Below are 24,973 nucleotides of genomic sequence, written 5' to 3'. Positions count from 1 at the left end.
CGTAGCCCAGCAGGCAGGTTTTCTTAGCTGCAAAGTCCGCTATGCCCTGCGGATCGCCCAACGTGGATGGACCATCAAGAGGCATGCTTTTTGAGGTTCGATTCCAGGCGGGTTCTGAGTTGGGCAGGAGTCATACCGAAAGCATAGGTTACGCACTCCAGCGGAGAGCCGCTACAATCGAACCTATGGACGAAACCAAAATCATCGCCTGGCTGGACTCACTCACGGATAAGCAATTCGCAGAGTTTTTCTACAAGGCAGTCGCAAACCGGTCTACCTCCGATCACCCTGATTGGCGAGGGCACCTAGTGCTTGCCGACGCCCAGCAAGTCACAGAGGAACCGTGGTCATTCGACTTCATTGGACTACCAGCTGAAGGGAATTGGGCGGATGATAGCCCGCTGTGCCAATCTGGTACATGCGGTGTTTGTGGAAGCCAAGTTAGGTCTATTGCAAAACACGCTAGTTGCCCAGTTTGCTTGTCAGGAGTTTCTTGTACCTAGAGTATTGCGATGACGAAGGACGACGCTCTTCGCATCGCTGAGAAGCACGCCATTGAGAATAACCTGCCGTGGGACGACCGCTGTGTAGACGTAGTATTCGATGATGAGTATCCTGCCGAAAATGGTGAGTTCGTACCCACGTGGATGGTTAGGACCAACGCAGACCGCATGGGCGGCAACCTAGATATTACGATAGACGCCACAACGAAAGTTGTGATCGAAGCGATTTGGTGCAACCGGTAGAAATTGAAGCTCGTACTTATCTACGCGAGGCAATGCAAGTCCATGTCAAGGCTACGCTTTAGCTCAGTAGACCAGTCGCACTCTGCCAACATCGTTAAGCAACTTCGAAGTCTCACCGATCTTCCGGTCTCCACAATTCTGAACCATCTAAACAGCGGACTTCCATTAGTTGAAATCACTCCCTTTACGACTACATGGGAGGACGACCGCGTGAAGCTTGTAAAGATCGCAAAAGCGATTGAATCAGGGGACTTGCCTTTCAAGGTCACGGAAGTCTACGAAGATGGTTCCGAGGCAGATGTCTCCCCCACGATGCTCCGGAACTTAATTCAGCACTTTCGTGAAATCGAGTTGGAGACCCAAAGAGATACAATGTTGGAACTAGGAGATATAGAAATCCCGTCGCAGTTCACGCCCGTTGATGACGATTGGACTCAGTAATGTGCCAAAGTCGCAGCCACTCGCTCTCTTCCTCGCTCCGAATGGTGCATTGTTATTCAAAATACTACGTACACCCCCATACACAGTGATTGTCATGCATCAGGTTCTCGACAATCTGATTGACCGCTTCCGTAGGGCACAGGACCTCGCTGTAGATACATTGCTTCACGATTTGTCGATTCCACTTGGCCTTGTTGAACAATTAGTCACAAACCTCCGTAAAAACTAACGTGGAATGGAACCACGTACCTTTTTTACGGAGATCGAACATGGCTACGAAAGAAAAACGAACCTACAAAGTCACGAACTGGAAGGAGTATAACAAGTCGCTCATCGAGCGTGGAAACATCACTATTTGGTTTAGCGACGAGGCGTTGGAGAACTGGGAACATCCTAACGACCAGACAAAAGTCGGTCGCCCTTTTGTCTTCAGCGATACGGCGATCGAGTGCTTGCTGACGATTCGCGAACTGCTGAAACTTCCCTATCGGCAGACTGAGGGATTCGGCCGCTCGCTGGTGGCGATGTTGGGCGTCGAGGCAGCGATTCCCAATTATTCTTCGCTCGCCAAGCGAGCCAGCAAGCTGAATGTTTCGCTCGATATCGCTAACAAGAGGGGCGACATCGATATCGTGGTGGATAGCACCGGCATGAAAGTGTTTGGCGAGGGCGAATGGAAGATGCGGACGCATGGCAAGTCGAAGCGGCGGACATGGCGGAAGCTGCATTTGTCGGTGAATCCTGACACCCGCGAGATTGTGGCGGAGATTTTGACCGAGAACAGTTGCCACGATGCCGATGCGGTTCCCGAAATGCTGGAGCAGGTGGAGCAGCCCGTAAAAAAGTTTCACGGCGACGGTAGTTACGACAAGTGGAAGGTTTATGAAGGGCTGGAATCCGAAGGCATTGAGCCGGTGATTCCGCCGCAGCACAACGCCAAGATCAAACAACATGGCAACTCTGCGGAGGAGCCTTTGCCCCGGGACGAGGCAATTCGTCAGATTCGACGCAAGGGGCGTAGGAGTTGGAAAGAGGAAGTGGGCTATCATCGTAGAAGCTTGGCGGAAACGACCATGTACCGAGTGAAACAAAGCTTTGGGAGCCATCTCAAAAACCGAGTATTCGAAAACCAACAAACGGAAGCCCGCTTGCGCTGTAAAATCATCAATCAATTCACCCAACTCGGGCTTCCACAGTTCGAGTGGAGTTAGTCAACAAGGCCCTGTAAAATCATCAATCAATTCACCCAACTCGGGCTTCCACAGTTCGAGTGGAGTTAGTCAACAAGGCCATTCCACTTCCCGAATCCAATCGTGCGTGGTCGTTCTACTGTGCTGCGAATGGTCTACATGAAGCGCGAGAGTTGAACGGAATCGGTATCTACGCACATGGTTATGGCGTAGAACTGAAAATCAACGATCTTGTTATTGACTTCGATTGGGGCGACAACGGCGAACCCGATGGATTCGATTCTTGGCGGCTCTGGAGCTTCCAAGCTGACAATTGCCCAATAATGGAATGTTCGCACAACGCCGTGAAGGATTGGCTCGAATTGGCCTTTAACGATGGCGAACTAATCAAGGACAGTTCGCTCTATTACGACCCCAGACGCCGTGCATCGTGACGCTTTCAGATGCAAGCACTTACGCGTGTTGCCCCCATTCCTTCCCTCCGAATGGTGCTTTGGTCACTCGCGGAGCGTCAGCAGAAGTTGCCTAACGGCCAGGAAGCCTTGGACGAAACGCTCTACCGCTCAGATTCTTCTATCACACGGCGGAAGTGGGCAAAGTCGGTCTTCGCCTCTTGAATCGATAGCCCTGGATTGATTCTGCGATGTTCTTTGATGAAGGCCAGTTGGTCATTGGCAAACGCGTGCTCCGAAAGAGCCTTAGTGGTCACCTTGGGTGGGGGCAACTGGAGGTATACGTGGTCGGGACGCCACGCCCCCCAATCTAGACCACGATGAAAGTGGCCCCACTTGGTGGCATCCTTCGTACAGTGGAAGCCGTGGATCGGACCGACCGCTAGGTGAACGCAACGTGAGCACTTCCGCGGAACGGTTACCTTGGCTTTCACAAACTCATCTTCGTACTCAACCGGGGCCGTCGGACCATCGATTCCACACGGGCCGTGGTCGAGGTGCAGAAAGCGGCCAACTTCCTCGATAAACCGCGTGCACTCGCCTTCAAACAGATGGCGGCACTCGGAACACTTTTTCGGCACCGCACCAGACAATCCCATATGACCGAACGGCACCGGCGGCTCAATCGGACCATCAACGGGGCAAGATGGAAAGTAATGGATGTACACAATGCAGGTCGGCTTAAGTGTATAGTCGGGCTATCACAGAGTCTTGATTATACGCCATTCACACTTGAATACGCACGACCAGCAATACTACGAGCGTAGGGATTGGCTGGAAAAAGACTACGTCTAGAGGGTGCTTGCCCTTAATGCGGGATCGCGGTCCTCTATCTCAGGCTTGACTTGGGTAGAATGGCAACTCCACCGGCGTGATTCGGACTAGATGCAGGTGGGTGTTGAAAAGCCTCACAACCAACGCCGGTCTCATGCCCTTTCGGTAGGGCAGAAGCCGAGGGTGCCGAGCGATGAGTAATACAACTTGGCTCTGGGAACAACTTCACGACCAGTTCGATACGGACGATGGTTCCCTGCCAGATGTGTACTTCGAGAACCTTAATCCTGATGCGATCATAGGAGCGTATGAGCTACTTATAAGTCGTGCGAAGTCTACCGTGACAGAGTGCCCTGTTTTTTGGTCCAAGACGGATGAACAAGAGCACCCATTGAACTCCGTACCAAATGCCGCTGCCCTGGTAGTGTGCGATGAGGCGGAACCGTTCCACGTCGTTCTTGGTGGAATTGAGGCTAGGGGGACTGTCATTCCTGATTTGGGCGTGTTCGTATTTCAGGAGTGTATTGCACTAGACTACCGAATGGGGGCTGAGTGGGGTCCGCTACAACTGGACGCCTTCTTTGGGCTACTGCTGGAGTTATCGGCTTTGGATCAAACTTGCCGACTTACGTTAGACGAACATGTGCAACAGGGATTTCAAGATCGCTTTCACACTGCGTTCCTTCGCTTCAAACGCGAGAACGCACCACCAGAGCATTGAGAAGCTCGCAGAAACCTTCCTGCCTCACTTCGTCGCACAAGTATGGGATTAGTCGTGCAGACATGAATCGAGATTTGTTCCGCACAACTGAGAGTTGGTATGGTTCATACTATGAACTATGCGTGGAACTTGGAGCAACGGGAAACGACCAACTGCTTCTAGAAGCCTTACGTACAATTTGGGCACAACCTCCCCTCTTTGGATCGTGGACTAACCGCAGCGAGTTCGGAGGAGTATGTTCAGACTTTCAAATTGAGGAACGCACTGTTGTACACCACTACGGCGTACTCACTGTGGGAAAAGCCGAACTTGGCTGTTTGACATGTGTTGTGCGTGAATCTGATGGATCAGATTGGCTTGACCTGTGCGTGCCAACGGGGATGCTAGAACTTGCTTTCGATGTTGCCTACCCGCTGGAACGAGAGACAAATCCGTGGATGGCAAGCGTTGATTCTGCTTACATCTCGATTGCTACATCGGTATTCGCATCGTGCCCATTCCAATTGGCACTCGTCGGCGAAGAGGTGTCTGGCTTTACAGACGCTGCTTCAATTACCCCCAATGACGTTGGGCGTGGGGTTTTTCTACTGCCCGATGCACTAGCGGAATCGCTTGGAATTGAATCGCAGGCAAGTCGTCGCTCTAAGGGCCTCGTAAGCATCGGTCATACAGACAAGTAAGACTGCCCGATCCCTCACTCCGAAATGATCTTAGGTTTCTCCCTGAGCGTTTGCAGAGGTTGCCCAACGGATAGTTAGGCAGCTTTAGGAGGAACGCTCTACCGCTCAGATTCCTCTATCACACGGCGAAAGTGTGCAAAGTCTGCCTTGGCCTCTTGAATAGACAGCCCTGGATTTATTCTGCGATGTTCTTTGATGAAGGCCAGTTGGTCATTGGCAAACGTGTGCTCCGAAAGAGCCTTGGTGGTCACCTTGGGTGGCGGCAACTGGAGGTATACGTGGTCGGGACGCCACGCCCCCCAATCGAGACTGCGATGAGCATGCCCCCACTTGGTGGCATCCTTTGTGCAGTGGAAGCCGTATACCGGATCGACTGCCAAGTGGAAGCAGCGTGAGCACTTTCGCGGAACGGTTACCTTGCCTTTCACAAATTCGTCTTCGTACTCAACTGGGTCCGTCGGACCATCGATTCCACACGGGCCGTGGTCGAGGTGCAGAAAGCGGCCAACTTCCTCGATAAACCGCGTGCACTCGCCTTCAAACAGATGGCGGCACTTGGAACACTTTTTCGGAACCGCACCAGACAATCCCACATGGCCGAACGGCACCGGCGGCTCAATCGGACTATCAACGGGGCAAGATGGAAAGTAATGCGTGTACACAATGCAGGTCGGCTTGAGTGTAAAGTCGTGCTATCACTGAGGCTTGATTATACGCCACTCACACTTGGTTACGCAGGAACAGTAATACCACGAGCGTAGGAACTAACTAGAAAAAGACTACCCTAGAGGGGGCTTGCCACGACAGTTTGTCCAAATTCCGACAGCCATGAGGCAATTCGAATTGTTTGGCGCGAATGCCTAATCGATGCACGCTTGCCAAAGCTTCCTAAAAGCTGATCGAGTCCCGGTTTTTGATACCTCTGGACCCGCGTTTCACGGCGAGTAAATCCACACTGGCTGCCGTTCCACGTTGCAGAGCCATTGGAATGGTCTCTCAAAAACTCCAGTTTTCGCTAGTAATTGGCCACCTATGGTGTTCTAATGAATAGGTGATAGTTGTCCGTAGTCAATTGTCCGTTGTTGGAGGATGGAATGGTATAGGAGTGTGAGGGGGGCTTTGAATGCCAGCATCGACGCGCAGGCGATGGTTCGCCGGCGTGGGCGTTCGCTGCTGCGCGTGTTGGTAAAGTGGTTGGTGGGGCTGCGTCGCTGGAAGCTCCTGGACCCACCCTTGTATCTTGCAGAGGTGGTGCTATCAACGATTTCGCCGTCTTCTGCGGAGTGAGCGTAGCGAACGAAGTAGAAGACGGCGGCCGCCGGTAGATCGTCCCACCCTCGGTCCTCACGAGACCGATCTCGTAGCTGGATCGCCGGCCGGCCGCCTGTCGCATTAGCCCGAACAGTCGCCAGAGCTGTTTTAACAAGCTCGCATATGCAAGGAAGGGTAATCGATGGAAAACCATTTGCAAAGTACTTGGATTGGGATCGATGTTTCCAAATACCACTGGGACATCGTCGTTGCGGGGCAACCGCAGATGCATCATTGGTCTGCCGGTCAAGAAGGATGCCAGCAACTTCGGCAGTTGTTAGTGCAGCATCAGGTGACCCACGCCTGCCTGGAAGCCACGGGAGGTTGTGAACGCATGCTAGTCGACTTCCTTCGCGAGCAAGGGATTGCGGTGAGTGTCGTCAATCCACGTCAGATTCGCGACTTCGCCCGCGCGCAAGGTCAGCTCGCCAAGACCGATCGCCTCGACGCGCTGGTGATCGCCCGCTATGCCGTGTTGATGCAGCCCAAAGAAACCCAAAAACCCTCGGAAAACGAGCAAAAACTCCGCTCCCTCCGAACTCGTCGTCAGCAGGTGAGTGATGCTCTGACACGGGAAAAGAATCGGCGAGGCACGCAGCGAGATGAGCAGGTGCGTCAGTCGATCGAAGAAGCGATCGACTTCTACCAACGACAACTGGAGCAGCTCGACCAACAGATTCAACAGCTCATCAAAGCCGATCCTCAGTTTCAAGAACGCTCGTCGCTGCTAGTCACGGTGCCTGGCGTAGGAACGACGACGGCGGCGGCCTTGCTCGCCGATATGCCGGAGTTGGGCACTCTCAATCGTCGCGAAGTGGCACGCTTGGCAGGGCTGGCACCGATCAACCGCGACAGCGGAACCTTGCGTGGCAAGCGTATGATTGGCGGCGGTCGAGCGGCGGTGCGTCAGGGACTCTACATGGCCACTCTTGTGGCCACCCAGCACAACCCGATTATCCGCGAACACTACCAGCAACTTCTGCAGCGAGGCAAAGCCAAGATGACCGCTCTCACCGCCTGCATGCGAAAACTACTGCTGATACTCAATGCCATGATCAAAACAAAAACGGACTGGAAATGCTCCAAAGAGACTTGAACTTTAAGACAGTCGCTACTGCCCTTTCTAACTTCCAACTCCCAACATCCAACTCCCAACTCAAAATACTTTCCCATGGATGGGAATCTATTTTGGGCAATAACAAAGGAGGTGTTGATGTAAATGCATACAGACACACGACTTGCGATGAGTTCCCATCGCGAAAATAGATTCCCATCGGATGCGTTTTGGGAAATGGGAATCTATTCGAGGCCGAAAACCACTGGTTTTGTAGAGTGGGCGGAGATTCAATTTTCCCATCGGTGGGAAAATTGGGAATCTATCGCGAGCGGAGGAAGCCCAGCGTGTGTGCGGCGAGAATCATGCCCACGATCAGCAGCCCGGCGTGGGGCTCCGGCACCCGCATCATTTCGGCAAACGCCGAAGCACCATACGCATCGGTATAGAGTTGTTTGAATTGCACGAAGTCGTCGTAGTTACTAAATCCGTCGAAGTTGAGATCGCCGTGCAGGTAGCGCTCGGTCTTCGTCAGATTGGAAACATCGGTATGCATATTCGCCACCAACGTCAGCCAATCGGCGCGATCGAGCTGACCGTCGCCATTCAAATCGCCCGCCAGACTGTTTTCCAACACGTAGTCCACGGTCGCTACTCGCAAGTCGATGTAGCTACCGGTTTCGTCGCTTCCGAGGCCGAGTACCAGGAACTCGTACCACTCGGTCAGCAGCTCCCAGGGGGCCGACGGGGCAGGGGGATTGTGCGACAGGAAGTCGTCGCCATCGCCGGAGGATTCGTAAATCGAAACTCCAAGGTCGAGCTGACGCAGCGAAAGGCCAACTTCGAGGTCACGCTCGCGATTATTGCGATCAGTACCCCCTTCGGGATTCACGTCGAGCAAGGCGTTGTCGAAATAGAACAGCAACCCGTCGGTGCCGGAGCGGTATTCCAAGGTGATGGTGTTGGAGGTCGATGTAAAAGCTCCACGATTGCGATTGAACTCTTCTCCCTCTTGGGTGAAGGTCAGTCCGTAGAGTTTGTCGCTCGCGTAGGTCTCTTCGACCCCGTACATATCGAGTCGCGGATTGTAGGTGGTTTGCAATTCGTCGTGGGCGTAGATGCGATAGACCCCATCGCCGACCTGATCGAGATCGGGTACTTGTTCCGAGCTGAGCCAATCCATGTTGGTCAGCTTCTCACGAACCGAGAACTGACCTCGCGAGATGTTGCCCATCACCGTGTAGGGGTCGCCGTACTCGTCGTAGTTAATGCCATACGGCATCGCCTGGGCGCTGTCGGTATCGGCCGAGTATTCCACGTAGGTCTCGGCGTCGTAGTCGTACACGTAGGGAGTGAAGTTGTTATCGTTTCGCGCCCGCCAGGCTCCGGAATGGGGGGAACCAACTCGGTGGCCGAGTTCGTGGTCGACCACAATCTGTCCCCAGTTCGAAGTAATGTCTTCTTGCAGCGCAGTGCTGTTGCCCCAGGCAATGCCCGACCAGCCTTGGTCGGGATCGGGCTCGGTCGCGCTCAGGTCATACACCTTGGAATGGAAGTCGTTCGGCTCGATGCCATAGTGCGTGCGGACGTACGATTGGGCATCGCCGGCCCAGTCGCCGTCGCGGGTACCGTCGTCGTTGAGCACGAGCGGAACGTCGAGAATATGGGCGTAGTGAAAGTCGAAGGTCCCGCCGGAACTGGCCGCGTAGAACTCGCGGGTGAGTATTTCGCTGGCCTCGATCTGGCCGATGCGCGTATCGCTGAGCGGGGCCGCGTCGACGTCTCGGACCACCATGTACAAGCCTTCGTAGTATCCCTGGCTTGAAGAGAGATTTTGCCGCGGAAAGGTGGCGGCCGTGCAGTCATCGATGGCGACAGCAAGCAGAGTTGCTATCAGCAAACCAATGCACCGAAAGAATGGATTGTTCATGTTGTCTTCTCTGTTACTACGCCGGAGTTCACTCGACGCAGTGACCGCTGCCCTGCTCGTCCCCGCCCTCTCACAAGGCAGGGTACCCGCCCGCTACGTTCCGACAGTAGCGGGCGGGGTTCCCATTTTCTTAACGTCGACGCATCGCGGCAACCGCTGCGACACCAAAGAGAGCCAAGATCATCGTGCCTGGTTCTGGCACATTGAGCAGCTCACCTGGCGACAATGCAACGTCGCTGATGCGAACTTCATCGATATAGCCATAAGCGCGATCGCCATGACCACCATCATACATACCACGACCAACAGTGAAGTTGCCTGCATCCCAGTCGCCACCGTCGCCTGCACCAGCGCTCAGACCGGTGTTGGTGCTTCCGCTAGCGAGCAGGTCGGCTTGTGCAACGAGTTGATAGTTGCTGGGATCCTCTTCCGACGAGAGGTAGACAGACAAAGTGCTTCCGTCGCTCACCGCAGCGGCGTGATACCACAGCGCGTCGTTGGGATCATCCACACCATATTGCCAAGTGTCGACAATGTTCTCGGCCGAAATCGCTTCGTGCCAGAAACCAGCTTGGTCGGCAAACTTAAAGGCAATCGCGTTGCCAGGGACCAACTGGAAGTAAAGTGCCGAAACCGCGGCGTTATCGGTCACAGCGCCGTAGCTGTCGCGTCCGACGAACGTGCGATGGCCGCCATCTTCGAGCTTGATCGAAGCTTCGATGGTGAACTGGGCAGGGGCAAACGACTCGATACCAGTCGGGCCGGTGAACATGCCAGGATAGCTACCGGTGTTCTGCACACTCAGTTTATTGGTTTCGCTGGTGCTCTCAACGATGGGAGCGGCCACATCGCTGCGATAAGCGTGTCCCGCATATTCTCCGGTGATCCAAGCAGAAAGATGATGGCCGTTGCCCGACACGTCCATGACGTCGGCCGACCAGGTGTTAGCATCGACCGCAATATGCTCGAGATCAGCATCCGCGGTACCATCTTCAAATCGCCAATAGGCGATGGTGCTAGCGTCTACAGCGACGCCATACAGGGAAACATACCCTAAGATTAGGGTCCAAAGCATTCTTCGCATGAGCACTCTCCAGGTGAAAAGAAAAGGATGAAAGTCGTCAACAGTAGCAACTCATACACTCACAACAACCAATACAAAAACCGATAAATGCACATTTACAATTACATTCGATCTCACAGTACTCAGTTCGCGGGAGCGGTGAGATTAAAATCCATTACCTGCGATCCGCTCTTTACTTCCACGGTTTGCATATTGCCAACCGCGTTGTAAGGAACCGTGTCGATGGTTTCGACTGGCTCGGTCGATCCGGGGGGGATTTCCGGGATTTCGTAACCCGAGATAGAAACCTTCTTTTCCCCAACGGTGGCTTCTTCGATGTTGTACTTGCCATCCTTAATAGGGCTGGCCACCGGAGTACCACTGCCATCGACGGAGGTAAAGGTAATGTTCCCATTTGCTACAGGGGTCCCCTCGTATTGAACGGTACCCGAGATCGAGGGGGTGCCGCCGCAGCCTGACGCTACGAGCGAGACCCCCAACAGCAATAAACAGAATCTGATATTCATAGGTAAATGACTGAAAGAGATAGGGAATAGCAGGCCATCATGGCACTGCTATGAAAGGGAGTTACAGCGAGCCATTTACTTCGCCTTGATCACGCGTTCCAGCGGCCCGCCAGATAATCCAGTCGACGTCGTCCTGGACGAACTTCACCGAGCCATCAGCCATGGCTGCCACGACCCCACCAGGGTGATAACTGCGAGCTGCGGCGAAACCACGAGCTCCAGCGGGTTTCAGACTTCCGGGATGCAGACCAACGGTGCGAGGATAGCAAGGTGCAGGATAGTCGTTGTCGCCTTGGTCCGCGGGACAAGGTCCATGGATTCGGTCTTGCATGCTCGAATTCGGTGGTGTTGCGGTAGAGAACAGTGCTCCCCCCATGTTGCCATAGACGGTTTCACCGAGGGCTCCACCCCATTCCGGAATCGTCGGTACGATACCTTCGGAGAGCATGACTGTTTGCGAGGTGCCATCGACAATTTGAGCCAATCGACATTCGAAGGTGCGGTTAGTGAATGTCATGTCTCCGGGGGTACGGTCGACCCCCGATTCGGATTTAACAGAAAAGACGCCCGGACCAAAGGGACTTGTATCGGTACCATCCGATAGACGGAACACACGGAACTCAGCTTCAGTGAGTCGGTCGCCGTACATGTCGCCGTTGCCGGTGCAGCCACGGTAGTTACCACGATAGAAACCATAGGCGGGAGTGCCGATTTCGTTCGGTTGGGGGGTGTCGTCGCTTGGGCAGTAGAAGCCATCGATAATTGCTTCGCGACTGGAGCGAATCCGGGGGTCGTCTGCCAGTGGGGTGTAGTTCGCAACGCCTGAGGTGCGGATCGGTGTTTCGGGAAGGGTCCAGAAATTGTCGAAGACCTGTTGCTGCTCGATTTGAGGAAGCACCAATGCGGTCCAGGTGTAAGCGTCCCACAAGTCGTACTTGCGACCATAGGGCAGGCGACGATTGGCCGATTCGTAGTTGAGATTGGCGAGCGCCAGTTGCTTCATGTTATTCGTGCAAGCGGCGCGGCGGGCTGCTTCGCGGGCCGATTGCACGGCCGGCAACAGCAGAGCCACGAGGATGCCAATGATCGCGATGACCACCAGCAATTCGACGAGGGTAAATCCTTTTACACCCCGATGTGCGAGACTAACTTTTTGTGGGTACATGATGGCCTTGTTGACTAACTCCACTCGAACTGTGGAAGCCCGAGTTGGGTGAATTGATTGATGATTTTACAGCGCAAGCGGGCTTCCGTTTGTTGGTTTTCGAATACTCGGTTTTTGAGATGGCTCCCAAAGCTTTGTTTCACTCGGTACATGGTCGTTTCCGCCAAGCTTCTACGATGATAGCCCACTTCCTCTTTCCAACTCCTACGCCCCTTGCGTCGAATCTGACGAATTGCCTCGTCCCGGGGCAAAGGCTCCTCCGCAGAGTTGCCATGTTGTTTGATCTTGGCGTTGTGCTGCGGCGGAATCACCGGCTCAATGCCTTCGGATTCCAGCCCTTCATAAACCTTCCACTTGTCGTAACTACCGTCGCCGTGAAACTTTTTTACGGGCTGCTCCACCTGCTCCAGCATTTCGGGAACCGCATCGGCATCGTGGCAACTGTTCTCGGTCAAAATCTCCGCCACAATCTCGCGGGTGTCAGGATTCACCGACAAATGCAGCTTCCGCCATGTCCGCCGCTTCGACTTGCCATGCGTCCGCATCTTCCATTCGCCCTCGCCAAACACTTTCATGCCGGTGCTATCCACCACGATATCGATGTCGCCCCTCTTGTTAGCGATATCGAGCGAAACATTCAGCTTGCTGGCTCGCTTGGCGAGCGAAGAATAATTGGGAATCGCTGCCTCGACGCCCAACATCGCCACCAGCGAGCGGCCGAATCCCTCAGTCTGCCGATAGGGAAGTTTCAGCAGTTCGCGAATCGTCAGCAAGCACTCGATCGCCGTATCGCTGAAGACAAAAGGGCGACCGACTTTTGTCTGGTCGTTAGGATGTTCCCAGTTCTCCAACGCCTCGTCGCTAAACCAAATAGTGATGTTTCCACGCTCGATGAGCGACTTGTTATACTCCTTCCAGTTCGTGACTTTGTAGGTTCGTTTTTCTTTCGTAGCCATGTTCGATCTCCGTAAAAAAGGTACGTGGTTCCATTCCACGTTAGTTTTTACGGAGGTTTGTGACTAATTGTTCAACAAGGCCGTACATGATTGTAACCCTCCTTCGTAGTACTTGTCCGACAGGCGGACCTCCCTTTGGAATTGGGAGGGAGTCCACCCATCGAGACCAAAGATCCTTTGTGCTAGCGACTGCGGCGGTAGAACAAGCCCAACAAACCAGTTGCCAACAAGGCAATCGTGCTGGGTTCGGGAACCGAGGCAGTGCTAAGCGAGCCAGATATGTAATTCACACCACCAATGAACTGGCCAGAACCAGGGCGACCGTAAGTGAAGCTCAGGTCTTCGCCACCCATGGCGGTGTTGTAGATGTTACCGAGGGAATATGAGGTGCCGGGTTGCATTGAGGTGCCGGCTGCTTCGAGCAATAATTCGGAGAGGATGTTAGCATCCGAACCACCTGCTTCGGCCCAACCGCCACCAGAGGCAACAGTGCCGAAGTTGGCCTTCCACACGTCGTAGTCGGCTTGCGAGTAGGTGCTGCCAAGGTTGTCGCGCCATACGGTGTAGTCGCCCAGGTTCACTTCGCCATCGCTGTTGAAGTCGCCAGGGGTGTTGGCCACGATGCCTTGGTCTTCCAGGCTATTCCAGTTGGCTACCGACAATGCGCCGGATTCACTGGTGATTTCGTAGTAATCAAGCGTGATGGCGGAAGGCGACTCGTTGCGGAGGGTGACCGCACCGCTGGTGGTGTCGACATCGATCTGCAGATTCTGACCACTTTGGAAGTGCAACAGGTTGCTGATCGAAACCGCGTCGTCGCTAATGCGAACTTCGTCGATGTAGCCATAAGCACGGTCGCCATGACCACCACCGTACATGCCGCGTCCGACAGTCCAGTTGCCGGCATCCCAGTCGCCACCATCACCAGCACCGGCCGTGAGTCCAGTGTTGGTACTGCCGCTCGCGGTGAGATCGGTCTGAGCAACAAGCTGATAGCCTGTGCCCTCTGTCCCATTTGACAGATAGACCGAGAGTGTGCTGCCATCACTCACCGCGGCGGCGTGGTACCAATCTGCTAAGGCGGGATCGTCTTCACCAAATTGCCAGGTGTCGACAATACCGGGTTGTGAAATGGCTTCGTGGAAATAGCCATCTTGATCGGCAAACTTGAAGGCCAGAGCATTGCTTGGAAGCAGTTGGAAATAGACTGCGGCAACATCCGGATTGTCGGTGGCAACGCCCTGGCTGTCGCGGCCAATAAACGTGCGGTAGCCGCCATTTTCTAGCTTGATCGAGGCTTCCACGCTGAACTGAGCGGGAGCGATCGTTTGGATACCAGTGGCACCGGTAAACATGCCAGGAGAGCTACCGGTGTTTTGCACGCTCAGATTGTTGGTTTCGCCGGTAGCGGCAATGGTCGACGAGGCGACATCGCTGCGATAGGCGAAGCCGGCGAAGTCGCCGGTAACCCAGGCAGACAGATCATTGCCGTTGCCCGAAACGTCGGGAACGTCGGCCGAGTAGGTGTTGCCATCGACCGCGATGTGTTCCACATTCTCGTCGGCAGTGCCGTTTTCGAACCGCCAGTAAGCGACCGTGTCGGCTTGAACCGTGGTTGAGAGCCAGGCCATGCTGAAGAACGTTAAGGTGGCACAGAGGCCAACGCATTTGGTGAATCGTTGAGTGATCATGGATAAATGTCTCCGCTATGTGTGAAGTAAATCGTGGTGTGTGGTTTAACCGCGGCGGTAGGCCAAAGGAGCCAAGCAGAGTGCGAGGAGCACCACGCTGGCGGGTTCTGGCACTGCCGAGTTCCCACTCACGAGTGCGGCAAAAGCCTCTGCGCCGTTAGCGGCCACATAGGCGTCTTTGAAGAGACGGAAATCGTAGTAATCGGTATCGCCATCGCGATCGAGGTCGCCGTGAAGGAAGCTCTCGTAGCTGGAGTTCACGGTGTAGTCCGTATGAACGTTAGCCACAAAGGCGTCGAAGTCGCTGGCGTCGAGCACTCCGTCGGCATTCAGGTCGGCCGCGGCAATCGCACCATCAAAGCCGGTGTATACGACCTGGCCAGCAGCACTCGAACCGCTAGCAAGCGTGTAAGTGAATACCAGGTCTTCGTAAGGCGACACGTTCCACGCAGCACCAATCGACTGATCGCTCATCGCAGCAATCTGGCCACCGTCGCCGGTGCCAGTTTCGCCGATCGACATCTCGGTGCTGGAGGTTTCGGTCCAGGTGCCGTTCGGATCGAACGAGCCGGAATCGATGGAGGTCCACGAGATGGGATCAAGCGAGCCCGAAGCGGAGGTGATGGTATAGCCAAGCAGGTTGAGTTGGGCGCCGGTGTCGTTCGCTACCGAGATGGTGCCATCTTCGCGATTGACATAAAGGGTAGGCAACGCTAGAGGAGCATCAACCACCGGACCAGTAGTGTAGTTATTGGCAACTTCCGTGGCGTCGAGGGCGTGACTGTAAACGCTGAACTCGTTGTAGCTGCCGTCGAACAACGCGTCGCCCCATTGGGCGCGACCAAGCCAGTTGTTCACATCTTGAATGAAGGTGAAGTCGACAAAACCTTCGTCTTCGACCGGACCGGTGGAAACAAGCGAGCCATCAAGGTACAGGTTAAGCGTTCCATTGGCACCAGCGGTGGTATCGAACTGGTCCACCGACACAACGATATGATGCTCGACACCAGTGCTGAGTGGGCCATTGGGATCGGGAACGAAGTCTTCTTGGCCAGTGAGCGAGTGAGTGGATGCGGCAAAGTAGTTGCCAGCGTTGCCCGAAATCGGATCGACAATATTGCCACCGGTGCGGGGTACGACGATCAGGTAGTCGGATTCGGAGCCCGAACCGGAGACGTCTTCACCACCGTTGCTATGGCCGAAGTCGCCCAGGCGTGCCCAGTCGCGATTTTCTTCGACCGTGGCCCAGAACTCGAGGCTGAACTCGAAGAAGTCGCCATTGTTGGCTGCCGAGCTGATCAGTCCGTTCGGCAAATTCACGTAAGCACCAACGGTCGAGGGATTCGAAAAGTCCTGGTTCGAGTTCGCACCATTATTGTTGGTTAAGTAGACCTGACCATCGTTGTAATAGGCAATGTTCGATGGATCGACCAGTTCGCCGTCTTGACCACCGACCGAGTCAGCGACGTTCGCAAAGTTGAACGTGTAGCGGTTTACCAGATCGGCCTGAGCGGTTGTTACCAACGACAGCAAGGCCGAGAGAGCGATAGAAAACGGGATGGAAGCATGTAGCATACGAGAGCAAGTCATTGGAGCCCTCCTTGCGGGTAGAGGAGTGAGAGATTGGAACTTCGTCAAAGCGAGTAAGCTAGGTTGTAAATAGGAGTAAATACGTAAGTGCGATTAGATGTTCGGTTGCTGCAAGTGCGTGCATTACGCGACTTGGCGACCCAAGATCGGAGTTCAGCTACGGACCAAAAGCAGAAGGGTGGTCCGGTAGATTAGAAGTAAGTTCATCGCCGTCGTCGGCGGCGTGTAAAGCGATAAGACCTAGGTCGACATACTGCCCGCCAATCGATTGGTGGCAGTGAACAGCAAGAACAGCCTTACCGGATAGTAGTAGTTTACGAGACTCTTCAGGAATTTCAACGATGCGGTAATCGGCCGTGAAGCCAGCTAGTTTCAAGACCTCTCGGCCATTGATATAGATCTCCGCATCCTCATCATGATGGATATTAAAGTAAATCGAATCGCCGTTCTTCGGTGCGGTGAATTCCACTTCCTTTCGCAGCCAAATGTCGGAAGTGTTCCATTCGGTGCGAACCGTTGCCCCTGGTGTGTTGGGCGAACCGAATCCAGCTTGGCCTCTGAGCCACTTCGAGTCGTCGAAGTCGGCCGCCGTCCAATCTTTGGCAGGTGTTTCGGTGGTATAGCTCCAGAACTCGCCAGCAATCGAATCATCCTGTGAACTTGGTACCAGTACTTGCAAATTGGGGGCAGGAGCGTAGAGCCGCTTGTTTAGCTGGGTGATTGCTTGCGGATCACACTTTAAGACCCGACGATTGTAAGTGGCGAAACCGTTCACTTCGCCTTCGACGTCGGTCAATTGCGTGTAAATCGCCGCAGCAAGCCCTTCGCGTTTTAGCAGCCAAACGTTGTCGAGAAGCACCTGATATTGATTTTCGAGTTCCTGTTGCGATTCGAGTGTCTGGTATCCCCAGCTTCCCGACTCGAACCACAGGTTATCTGGTACCACGAGTCCCAGGCCGCCGAACTCACCGATAATCGAAGCACGCCCTGAACCGACTTCGTGCATGTCGGGCCCCGGGTAACTGTGCATGTCGATCAAATCGCCCTCGCCGCGATCGCTCCAGCCGCTGGGGCCATCGACTAAGCGGGTGGGATCGTAATCTTTAATCCAGCGAATAATCTCGTTCGTTTTGAACTGCCCCCAACCTTCGTTGAAGGGGGTCCAAACGATGATCGAAGGATGGTTGCCAAGCGTGTCGATCATCGCTTGCAGTTCCTTGCGGAATCCCTGCTCCGAATCGGAACTGCGAATCAGGTCTTGCTCGTTGGGACCAATCGCCCGATCGCTATTTGGCATGTCTTGCCAGACGAGCATGCCCAGCTTGTCGCACAGGTAATACCACCGCGAAGGCTCAACCTTCACGTGCTTTCGCAAGGTGTTGAACCCCAGCTTCTTTGCCGTTTCGATATCCCAGCGGAGGGCTTCTTCAGAGGGAGCCGTGTAGAGACCATCGGGCCACCAACCTTGGTCCAGCGGACCCAGACAGAACTGTTCGCGGCCGTTCAGGGCAATGCGACTTTGGCCTTGAGAATCGGTAAACAGATTCACGCTTCGCATGCCGAAGTAACTGTCGACATGGTCTATTGCCTGGTACTTACCAGGGCCAGCGGTGGTGACTTCCACGCTTAAGTCGTAGAGATAAGGATCGTTGGGGGACCACAAGCGTGCCTGCGGAACTTGCAGCTCCAGAGGCTTGCCAACGGGGCCGCTAGCTGCGATCACCTTTCCAGCGGTTGTCTTGCTGGTGACTCGAAGCACCAAGTCGTCGGTTGTGTCGCCAGCCACTTCGGCAATCACTTCGAGCACGCCGGCCTTCACCTTAGGAGTGAGTTTCAGCGAAGCGATACGAGTCGCGGGAACCGGTTCCAGCCAGACGGTCTGCCAGATGCCGGTGACGGCCGTGTAGACGATGCCACCTGGCTCGAGCGATTGCTTACCATGTGGTTGATCGCCGTGGTTGGTGGGATCGGTTACCCGAACAAGAACGGTTTGAACGTCCGACTCAGCAAGGGCATCGGTGATGTCGAAGCTGAAGGGATCGAATCCCCCTTCGTGCCGCCCGACTTCGGTGCCGTTTACCCACACGGTGGTCGCCCAATCGACCGCTCCGAAATGAAGCAGTAGTCGTTCGCCTGGTTGGTGGTCGGCTTTGAACTCGTGCTGGTACCAGACGGCTTGATCGGGGGTAACCGCACGCTGCACGCCGGAAAGCGTCGATTCTACGGGGAACGGAACCAGGATCGATTCGTTGAATTCCTGGGGTTTTGCGTCACTTAGATCGGTTTGGGCGAAGTCCCACTGGCCGTTGAGGTTCTGCCAACGCTGACGAACCATTTGGGGGCGTGGGTACTCGGGTAGCACCTGATTGGTGTCGAGCGTCTCGCCCCAAGGTGTGAGCATACGCTGAGTCTCCTCGGCTGCCATTTCCGTAGAAACCGCAACCAAGCAGCAAATAGCACATGCCAGTCGTATGAACGACGCTAGAGAAGCCACCTAGTAAACTCCCGCCAAATCACTCACGCACGCTACACGTTATCTTGCGGCTGAATAGCCTCAACGGTTGCGCACCAAGCCGTGGTGCGACACTCAGAAACCACCTTGTTAGTCGCGTAAAAGCCGAAACGTGCGGAAAAAAGTAATATGAGTAGGGGGCCAAGCAAGAGGATTTCGAGAAGCTAAGCTACCGCTTCTCGAACTACCTACCCCTCACTGGCTGTATGTTTATGGTGGGAATAATTCTTAATCTTAATCCGCTTTCACGAAATTTGAAAAAAAGATCGTTATCTTAAGTCAGACCCGCACTAATCCGCATCTAGTTATGGCGGTTCCGTCTTGAATCTCTGCCGAACCCCTGCAATCTTATGAGTAGGCGACGTGTTATGGTGTCTCTTGGGGAGTGCCAGAACCACAGCTCTTCCTTAGGTAGGAACTCCGTGATTCGGTGTGGGAGTTCCTGATCGCGATACGCTCGCTTGTTCCCGCGGCGAGAAGCTGTTGCATCCGCTGTTCCCGTCTTTGCAAAGGCGGTGCAGGTGCTCTGGAAGTCGAGTTTCTTTGATAGATTGCGATTAAGATTTCTGGGGGTTACTCCACATACAGGTAATGGGAGTGCTTACATGGCGGTAGACGACCGTAACCCATCCGAGCGCCGTCTCGACTTTGCCACGCAGTGGGCAGAATCGTACGACAGAATCCGCGCGTACGTGCGAATTTTCGTCCCCGCATGGCATGATGCGGAAGACGTGATTCAAGAGACCGCGGTGGCGATCGCCAAGGATTACGAGAAGTACGACCCGGAACGACCTTTTCTCGAATGGGCTGTAGGAATTGCACGCAACCGCGTGTACGAATACTACCGTCGTTGTGGACGTGATCGGCGAATGCTTTTCGATGTCGAAACCGTCTACAAGATCGAAAGCACTCTTGTCGAGTTAGAAACACAAGTCGACGACTACCTGGAATCGCTGGAGCATTGCTTGGACTCTTTGCCGAAACGGTCGCACTCGATGCTTGAGTTGCGCTATAAGCAGAGTTTGAGTACTGGCGAGATCGCCAACCGACTCAAAATGACTATCAACTCCGTCTATTCCCGTCTGTCGCAAATTCGCATGGCGCTGCGCAACTGCATCCATCGGCGACTGCAGAAAACGGAGGAGCCGACTACATGAGTAGATCTCTCGAACTTCTCAACGCCTATCTCGATGGCAAAGAGCTATCGCCCGCTGAAGAGCAAGCACTGTCGCAGTGGGTTAACGATCCAGACAACGCGAAGACGATCGTCGAGCTGGCGATCATCCATTCGCACATTCAGCACTGGATGTCGGTGCCTAGCTTATTTTTGGGCTGTAATCGCGAAGCCAAGATTCATCGAATCGATGGACCCGAGTTGGTGCCTTGTCCCGCGCGGCCGAAAGTCCACAAACCCCGTCGCATAGCCAACTGGTACCTTGCGCTCGCAGCCAGCCTCATGCTGGCCGTCGTCGCGTATCGCGGATATCCCTGGAATACAACGAATAACCCCGTTCCTATTGCCGCAGCGAGCTCCAGCACTCAACCTCAGGCGGATTTCGCTCCGGAGCCTGTGGTAGTGGCCACCGTGACCGAGGCGCTCGAAGTTCGCGTGCCAGATCGCGACGTTCATAGTGGTACCCATATTCAGATCGACGACAAGTTGGTGGTCGAGTCGGGGATCCTCGCTTTTACCACGAACGATGGAAGTCGCATGGTGGTCGAAGCTCCCGCGGAGTTGCGGTTCGGCAGTGCGCGGCAGATTTTTCTCGACTCCGGCAAGTTAACCGCACGCGTCGAAGGGGGAGAGACCGGACTCGTGGTCGTGACCCCCACCGCCCGCGTGATTGATTTAGGGACTGAGTTCGGCGTAGCCGTTGGTCCGCAGCGAGATACCCGCGTTGCCGTGTATGAGGGAGTCGCCGAACTTTATGGTTCGGCACCGACCGACGGGGCGGCTCCTGCTTCGCGACGCATCAATGCCGGACGGGCTGGGTACGTGGCTAGCCATGGCGAGCTGATGTGGACCGTGCAAACGCTTCCCTACGACCGAGAGTTCATCCGCCCTGACGAAATTGAGTCGATCCGTCGGGCGCGTCATGGTTCGGCCGAGGCTACCCAGCAAGTCAGTTTCTTCACGTTGCAGCGCACTCCCGGACTGTTGGGGTACCAATCGTTCGATATGCCCTCTCGAGGAGAACGTTACGCTTTCTCGTTCAAGCAAACGATTCGAGCGGATCAATCCCTCGTGTTCGGTGGCGATCTCAGCGACCATCACCTGTATTCCTCTGGCTCTTTGGTGGTTGGCGAAGATGAAGAGGTATTTCTCGATCTCGATACTTCAGCCGACTCGCCACTTGCGAGGGCTGGGGTGCTTACGGAACAAGGCCATGTCGGACGTTCCGGCAGCGAGCTTTGGCTCGCCTGGAAATCGCGAACCGTCTACCCACAGCATCTCGGTAGTCAGGCTGGTTTGGCTCTGATGTTTGGCGACCAGCGTCTGGTGCAGGAACCGTTGTTCTTTGGGTATTCCGATAATCGCGATACCTTGTCGGCCGTCGTGAATATCGGCAGCCGAATCAATCACATGGAACTCGATGCCGATCCCAATACGTTTGCGATTGATCACTTGAAGGTCGACAACTCCGTGAAACAATGGGTGGTGCAAATCATCTTTGGCGAGCGGTCCGACAAAGTGGCAGTATGGTGCGACGTACCATTTGCGAACATTCGCGAAACACGTCCGTTTGTCGAAACCATGCATAACAACATTCTCTTCGATCGCATTCAGCTGCGTACGAGCGAAGGGGGATCGCCCTGTGTATTCGACGATATCGTGATGGCCTCGAATCTCGAAGCCATTGCTAGTTCCGAGGCCCTGGATGCCGACTTCGTCGCGATCGAGCCGGTGATGCCGACTCTGGTGATGTACGTTCGCCCGTAGCACGTTCGGCGAATCTCGGTGCAAGCCGGCCTGGACCGAGTTCATGGTAAAATGCTGCTAGTGGTTCTCGCGTGGGCACGCCTTGATGAAAGTCAGGCGAGTCGCCCACGGCATCGAAATTACCCCTAGAATCCAGGCGTTTTGCATGCATCTCTTCTTGATTCAAACAGGTGTTCGACCTGCTCGCTTATCGTTTGTTGGTCTTGCTGCGTTGATGGCAGTCGTGTTGCTTTCGCAAATGGAGCCCACGAATGCAAGCGATGGCTCCTCGGCGAAAGCTGAGTTGGCAGGCACATGGAACTTTGCCATCGATCGCGACGATATTGGGATCGCAGAGCGATGGTTTGCAAGCACGCTGCCCGACCAAATCGACTTGCCAGGCATCCTGCAATCGCAGGGGTATGGTAACGAGATCACCACCGACACCCCTTGGGTGCTCGGTCTCGGTGGGGAGTGGTGGAAGCTACAGTCACCGGAACTACGCCAGGCCTTCTCACAGCCAGGGCGTGTAGAGGTGCCATTTCTATCTCAGCCGATTCGTCATTATCTGGGGGCGGCCTGGTACCAGCGTGTGATCCACACCCCCAGCGACTGGCAAGGCCAGCGTGTTGAATTGTTTCTGGAGCGGCCCCACTGGCAATCGACCGTGTGGATCGACGATCAGGAGATCGATACGCAGCGGAGCCTGGTTGCTCCGCATCGATTCGAGCTGGGCATCCTCTCGCCGGGTAGCCATCGTTTAACAGTACGCCTCGACAATCGAATGATCGTCAGCGATCCGAAAGGTAACAACGGGCACACGCCCGATGCTCACGCGGTGTCCGACGCGTTGGGAGCCACCTGGAATGGAATCGCGGGAAGCATCGAACTGCGGGCGACTCCTCCGGTTTGGTTGGCCGATGTGCAAGCGTTTCCCAACGTAGAAGACAAGACCGTGCGTCTGGCCATCGCCATCGGCAATCTGACCGGCGAAGCCGGCACCGGAGTTGTATCCGTAGCGGGTGTGCAGAAGCAGGTGGACTGGCAACACGACGGCGGGCAGGCGAATGTCGAAGTCGTGCTGAAACCAAACGCTTCGACTTGGAGCGAGTACGCACCCAACTTGCAGCAATTGCAGGTGCTGCTCGAGTCACCGGTAGGGACGGACTCGCAGCAAGTGACGTTCGGCTTTCGTGAGATTACCTGGCAAGGCACTACTCCGCTAATCAACGGGCGCGAGGTGAACTTTCGCACGACGCATTTTGGCCTCGACTTTCCTCTGACGGGGTATCCGGCGACCGACGTCGAGTCGTGGAAGCAGATCATTCGGCGCTGCCAGGAGTTTGGGCTCAATGGCATTCGCTTCCATTCATGCTGTCCTCCCGAAGCGGCGTTTACCGCGGCCGATGAGTTGGGTTTTTATCTGCAACCAGAGTGCGGGCTATGGTCTCCGTTCTATCCCGATGGAGTCTTCACGAAGTTCCTCGAAGAAGAAACCGCCTTGTTGCTCCGCGCATATGGCAATCATCCTTCGTTCGTGATGTTCTCGCCTTCGAACGAACCGTCGGGTCGCTACACGCAAGTAACGCCAGAGTGGGCGAGTCGTTGGTATCAGCGTGATCCCCGGCGACTTTATGCTGCTGGCACTGGTTGGAATCGCCCCGAGCAAGTGTTCGGCGGGCCACAGTTTGCTGGGTTGGTTCGCTTCGGCAAAGGGGAACTTCGCAACGAGTCCGGATGGTTCGGTAAGGATTTTCGCACCGCGCTTGAAGGGGTGGAGATCCCCGTGCTGGCCCACGAGATTGGCCAATGGTGTGCTTATCCCGACTTCGACGTGATCGACAAGTTCACAGGCTATATGCAGCCGTCGAACTATCGCATCTTTCGTTACATCGCCGAACGCAACGGGGTGGCCGATCTGAATAAGCCATTTGCCGAGGCTTCCGGCAAGTTCCAATTGGCTTGCTACAAGGAAGAACTGGAGGCCAACTTGCGGACCCCCGGTTTGGCAGGGCACCAGATGCTCGACATCCGCGACTATCTGGGGCAAGGAACCGCATTGATCGGAGTGCTCGATGCCTTCTGGGACCCAAAGAGCTACGTCACCGCCGAACAGTTTCGGCGATTCCACAGCCAGACCGTCCCATTAGTGCGATTGCATCAGCGGATATTCCAGACGAATGACACGCTGGAGTGCGATGCGGAGCTCTACCACTTCGGAGAGCAAACGCTCAACGGTGCGCAGCCTTATTGGAAGGTGATGGATGCTGGGGGCAACGTACTCGCCGCTGGGCAATGGGAAGCGAGAGACATCGCCCGCGGGAAGTGTCAGCCGCTCGGGAAGGTGAAGTGCCAGCTTGAGTCACTGCCTGCCCCAGCCACTTATCGATTGGTGGTTGGTCTCGAAGGGACCTCGATCGAGAACGACTGGAATTTCTGGTTGTATCCCGAATCGCAACCGACAACGGAGTCAAAGGAGGTGTTGCTCACCAGTCGTTGGTCGGAAGCGAAAGCGGAGCTAGCACAAGGCGGGACCGTGTTGTTCAATCCCGGCGAGCGGGATTTGCCCGAGTCGCAGTCGCCGAGAATGCGGCGGACGCCGGTCTTCTGGAATATCCAGATGACCGTCCGCCCACCTCGCAATCCGCTCCCGCGGTTCGACGCCATGTTGGGGATGTTGTGCGAGGCCGAGCATCCCGCGCTAGCGAGTTTTCCGACAGAGAGTCACTGCGACTGGCAATGGACTTCCATCGTCAACGGAGTGCGATCCGTGAATCTCACCCACGCCCCGCAAGATCTTCAGCCGATTGTCTATGCGATTGACGATTGGAATCGCAACTGGCGATTGGGCGTGATCTTTGAATGTCGCGTCGAGCATGGGCGGCTGCTGGTGTGCAGTATTCCACTCGATCGCCAGTCGCCGGTGACCGAGCAGTTGCGCGAATCGCTGCTGCAGTACGCTGCTGGCGAAGCCGCGCTGCCAATGGCGACGCTCACGCCGCAGCAGGCCGATGCGCTGTGGACGGCGAATATTGCAGAGGCCGAAGCGCCGGGCGAGCGGACTTTCGATCCTGACCTCGACGACGGTTCCGGCGGTAATAAGAAGCCTTGATCGCGATTTCACAAGTCGCTCGCGATGATTGCCAGGCTGTCTGCTGCGCTGCAAGCTGACAGTCTGCTGGCTAGCCGTTATGATGAAAGGCGGTACTATTCACGTAGAAATTCGATTAAGCGTCCCGCGGTGCCATTG

At 55.1% G+C, this 24,973-nt stretch carries 19 protein-coding genes; 9 read left to right on the top strand and 10 right to left on the bottom strand.

Features of this window, described 5'->3' with window-relative positions; genetic code table 11:
• Window positions 1-512: 512 nt before the first annotated feature.
• The 4 genes from Pan181_RS18330 (at window position 513) to Pan181_RS18315 (ending at window position 2,811) form a co-directional block, all read left to right on the top strand.
• Window positions 513-746 carry a hypothetical protein gene (locus Pan181_RS18330; RefSeq protein WP_145248890.1) on the top strand — a complete coding sequence of 78 codons (234 nt, stop codon included), beginning with the start codon at window positions 513-515 and terminating at the stop codon, window positions 744-746.
• A gap of 210 nt (window positions 747-956) precedes the next feature.
• A complete protein-coding gene (locus tag Pan181_RS18325; RefSeq protein ID WP_145248888.1) occupies window positions 957-1,187 on the top strand; it encodes a hypothetical protein in 231 nt (76 codons plus the stop codon).
• 269 nt (window positions 1,188-1,456) lie between these two features.
• Window positions 1,457-2,398 carry an IS5 family transposase gene (locus tag Pan181_RS18320; RefSeq protein ID WP_145244898.1) on the top strand — a complete coding sequence of 314 codons (942 nt, stop codon included), beginning with the start codon at window positions 1,457-1,459 and terminating at the stop codon, window positions 2,396-2,398.
• Window positions 2,399-2,457: 59 nt separating this feature from the next.
• Window positions 2,458-2,811, top strand: coding sequence for a DUF6896 domain-containing protein (locus Pan181_RS18315; RefSeq protein WP_145248886.1), 354 nt, complete (start codon window positions 2,458-2,460; stop codon window positions 2,809-2,811).
• A gap of 122 nt (window positions 2,812-2,933) precedes the next feature.
• Here Pan181_RS18315 and Pan181_RS26220 read toward each other — a convergent pair whose 3' ends face one another.
• Window positions 2,934-3,086, bottom strand: coding sequence for a hypothetical protein (locus tag Pan181_RS26220; RefSeq protein WP_197528492.1), 153 nt, complete (start codon window positions 3,084-3,086; stop codon window positions 2,934-2,936).
• A gap of 710 nt (window positions 3,087-3,796) precedes the next feature.
• Here Pan181_RS26220 and Pan181_RS18310 point away from each other — a divergent pair.
• A complete protein-coding gene (locus Pan181_RS18310; RefSeq protein WP_145248884.1) occupies window positions 3,797-4,324 on the top strand; it encodes a hypothetical protein in 528 nt (175 codons plus the stop codon).
• A gap of 778 nt (window positions 4,325-5,102) precedes the next feature.
• On the opposite strand, the gene Pan181_RS18305 is transcribed toward Pan181_RS18310, so the two are convergent.
• Window positions 5,103-5,666 (bottom strand): hypothetical protein, encoded by a 564-nt coding sequence (locus Pan181_RS18305; RefSeq protein WP_145248882.1) that lies wholly within the window; start codon window positions 5,664-5,666, stop codon window positions 5,103-5,105.
• Window positions 5,667-6,457: 791 nt separating this feature from the next.
• Here Pan181_RS18305 and Pan181_RS18300 point away from each other — a divergent pair.
• A complete protein-coding gene (locus Pan181_RS18300) occupies window positions 6,458-7,411 on the top strand; it encodes an IS110 family RNA-guided transposase (protein ID WP_145244891.1) in 954 nt (317 codons plus the stop codon).
• A gap of 280 nt (window positions 7,412-7,691) precedes the next feature.
• On the opposite strand, the gene Pan181_RS18295 is transcribed toward Pan181_RS18300, so the two are convergent.
• The 8 genes from Pan181_RS18295 to Pan181_RS18260 all read right to left on the bottom strand — a co-directional run bounded on the left by Pan181_RS18295 (window position 7,692) and on the right by Pan181_RS18260 (window position 18,692).
• The gene (locus Pan181_RS18295) at window positions 7,692-9,299 is read right to left on the bottom strand and encodes a hypothetical protein (RefSeq protein ID WP_145248880.1); all 1,608 of its coding nucleotides are present in this window, start codon (window positions 9,297-9,299) and stop codon (window positions 7,692-7,694) included.
• A gap of 130 nt (window positions 9,300-9,429) precedes the next feature.
• Window positions 9,430-10,383, bottom strand: coding sequence for a PEP-CTERM sorting domain-containing protein (locus tag Pan181_RS18290; RefSeq protein ID WP_145248878.1), 954 nt, complete (start codon window positions 10,381-10,383; stop codon window positions 9,430-9,432).
• A 122-nt stretch (window positions 10,384-10,505) separates the two neighbouring features.
• Window positions 10,506-10,889 (bottom strand): hypothetical protein, encoded by a 384-nt coding sequence (locus Pan181_RS18285; protein ID WP_145248876.1) that lies wholly within the window; start codon window positions 10,887-10,889, stop codon window positions 10,506-10,508.
• A gap of 61 nt (window positions 10,890-10,950) precedes the next feature.
• A complete protein-coding gene (locus Pan181_RS18280; protein WP_145252311.1) occupies window positions 10,951-12,054 on the bottom strand; it encodes a DUF1559 family PulG-like putative transporter in 1,104 nt (367 codons plus the stop codon).
• 14 nt (window positions 12,055-12,068) lie between these two features.
• On the bottom strand, window positions 12,069-13,010 hold the full coding sequence (locus Pan181_RS18275) for an IS5 family transposase (protein WP_145244898.1): 942 nt from the start codon (window positions 13,008-13,010) through the stop codon (window positions 12,069-12,071).
• Window positions 13,011-13,192: 182 nt separating this feature from the next.
• Complete coding sequence (locus Pan181_RS18270) at window positions 13,193-14,701, bottom strand: PEP-CTERM sorting domain-containing protein (protein WP_145248874.1); 1,509 nt, start codon at window positions 14,699-14,701, stop codon at window positions 13,193-13,195.
• 45 nt (window positions 14,702-14,746) lie between these two features.
• Window positions 14,747-16,291, bottom strand: a complete 1,545-nt coding sequence (locus tag Pan181_RS18265; protein ID WP_145248872.1) for a LamG domain-containing protein — start codon at window positions 16,289-16,291, stop codon at window positions 14,747-14,749.
• Window positions 16,292-16,448: 157 nt separating this feature from the next.
• Window positions 16,449-18,692, bottom strand: coding sequence for a glycoside hydrolase family 2 protein (locus Pan181_RS18260; protein ID WP_197528491.1), 2,244 nt, complete (start codon window positions 18,690-18,692; stop codon window positions 16,449-16,451).
• Between the two features lie 716 nt (window positions 18,693-19,408).
• On the opposite strand from Pan181_RS18260, the gene Pan181_RS18255 reads away from it, so the two are divergent.
• From Pan181_RS18255 to Pan181_RS18245, 3 genes are all read left to right on the top strand, one after another.
• Entirely contained in the window at window positions 19,409-19,960 is a 552-nt protein-coding gene (locus Pan181_RS18255) for a sigma-70 family RNA polymerase sigma factor (RefSeq protein ID WP_145248868.1), read from the top strand.
• Window positions 19,957-21,744, top strand: a complete 1,788-nt coding sequence (locus Pan181_RS18250; protein WP_145248866.1) for a FecR family protein — start codon at window positions 19,957-19,959, stop codon at window positions 21,742-21,744. Before Pan181_RS18255 ends, Pan181_RS18250 begins: the two co-directional genes overlap by 4 nt.
• Window positions 21,745-21,889: 145 nt before the next feature.
• Window positions 21,890-24,835 carry a sugar-binding domain-containing protein gene (locus tag Pan181_RS18245; protein WP_197528490.1) on the top strand — a complete coding sequence of 982 codons (2,946 nt, stop codon included), beginning with the start codon at window positions 21,890-21,892 and terminating at the stop codon, window positions 24,833-24,835.
• The last annotated feature ends 138 nt before the right edge of the window (window positions 24,836-24,973 follow it).

This window comes from Aeoliella mucimassa, from assembly GCF_007748035.1.
In the GTDB taxonomy this organism is placed as follows: domain Bacteria; phylum Planctomycetota; class Planctomycetia; order Pirellulales; family Lacipirellulaceae; genus Aeoliella; species Aeoliella mucimassa.
The sequence above is the reverse complement of the archived record's forward strand: the minus strand, read 5'-3'. Positions and strand labels throughout refer to the sequence as shown.

What these genes read in the sequence shown, in the direction of transcription:
- Pan181_RS18330 (WP_145248890.1), top strand. Translation starts at nt 513, where the DNA reads ATGACGAAGGACGACGCTCTTCGCATCGCTGAGAAGCACGCCATTGAG.
- Pan181_RS18320 (WP_145244898.1), top strand. Translation starts at nt 1,457, where the DNA reads ATGGCTACGAAAGAAAAACGAACCTACAAAGTCACGAACTGGAAGGAG.
- Pan181_RS18310 (WP_145248884.1), top strand. Translation starts at nt 3,797, where the DNA reads ATGAGTAATACAACTTGGCTCTGGGAACAACTTCACGACCAGTTCGAT.
- Pan181_RS18300 (WP_145244891.1), top strand. Translation starts at nt 6,458, where the DNA reads ATGGAAAACCATTTGCAAAGTACTTGGATTGGGATCGATGTTTCCAAA.
- Pan181_RS18295 (WP_145248880.1), bottom strand. Translation starts at nt 9,299, where the DNA reads ATGAACAATCCATTCTTTCGGTGCATTGGTTTGCTGATAGCAACTCTG.
- Pan181_RS18290 (WP_145248878.1), bottom strand. Translation starts at nt 10,383, where the DNA reads ATGCGAAGAATGCTTTGGACCCTAATCTTAGGGTATGTTTCCCTGTAT.
- Pan181_RS18285 (WP_145248876.1), bottom strand. Translation starts at nt 10,889, where the DNA reads ATGAATATCAGATTCTGTTTATTGCTGTTGGGGGTCTCGCTCGTAGCG.
- Pan181_RS18280 (WP_145252311.1), bottom strand. Translation starts at nt 12,054, where the DNA reads ATGTACCCACAAAAAGTTAGTCTCGCACATCGGGGTGTAAAAGGATTT.
- Pan181_RS18275 (WP_145244898.1), bottom strand. Translation starts at nt 13,010, where the DNA reads ATGGCTACGAAAGAAAAACGAACCTACAAAGTCACGAACTGGAAGGAG.
- Pan181_RS18270 (WP_145248874.1), bottom strand. Translation starts at nt 14,701, where the DNA reads ATGATCACTCAACGATTCACCAAATGCGTTGGCCTCTGTGCCACCTTA.
- Pan181_RS18265 (WP_145248872.1), bottom strand. Translation starts at nt 16,291, where the DNA reads ATGACTTGCTCTCGTATGCTACATGCTTCCATCCCGTTTTCTATCGCT.
- Pan181_RS18260 (WP_197528491.1), bottom strand. Translation starts at nt 18,692, where the DNA reads ATGCTCACACCTTGGGGCGAGACGCTCGACACCAATCAGGTGCTACCC.
- Pan181_RS18255 (WP_145248868.1), top strand. Translation starts at nt 19,409, where the DNA reads ATGGCGGTAGACGACCGTAACCCATCCGAGCGCCGTCTCGACTTTGCC.
- Pan181_RS18250 (WP_145248866.1), top strand. Translation starts at nt 19,957, where the DNA reads ATGAGTAGATCTCTCGAACTTCTCAACGCCTATCTCGATGGCAAAGAG.
- Pan181_RS18245 (WP_197528490.1), top strand. Translation starts at nt 21,890, where the DNA reads ATGCATCTCTTCTTGATTCAAACAGGTGTTCGACCTGCTCGCTTATCG.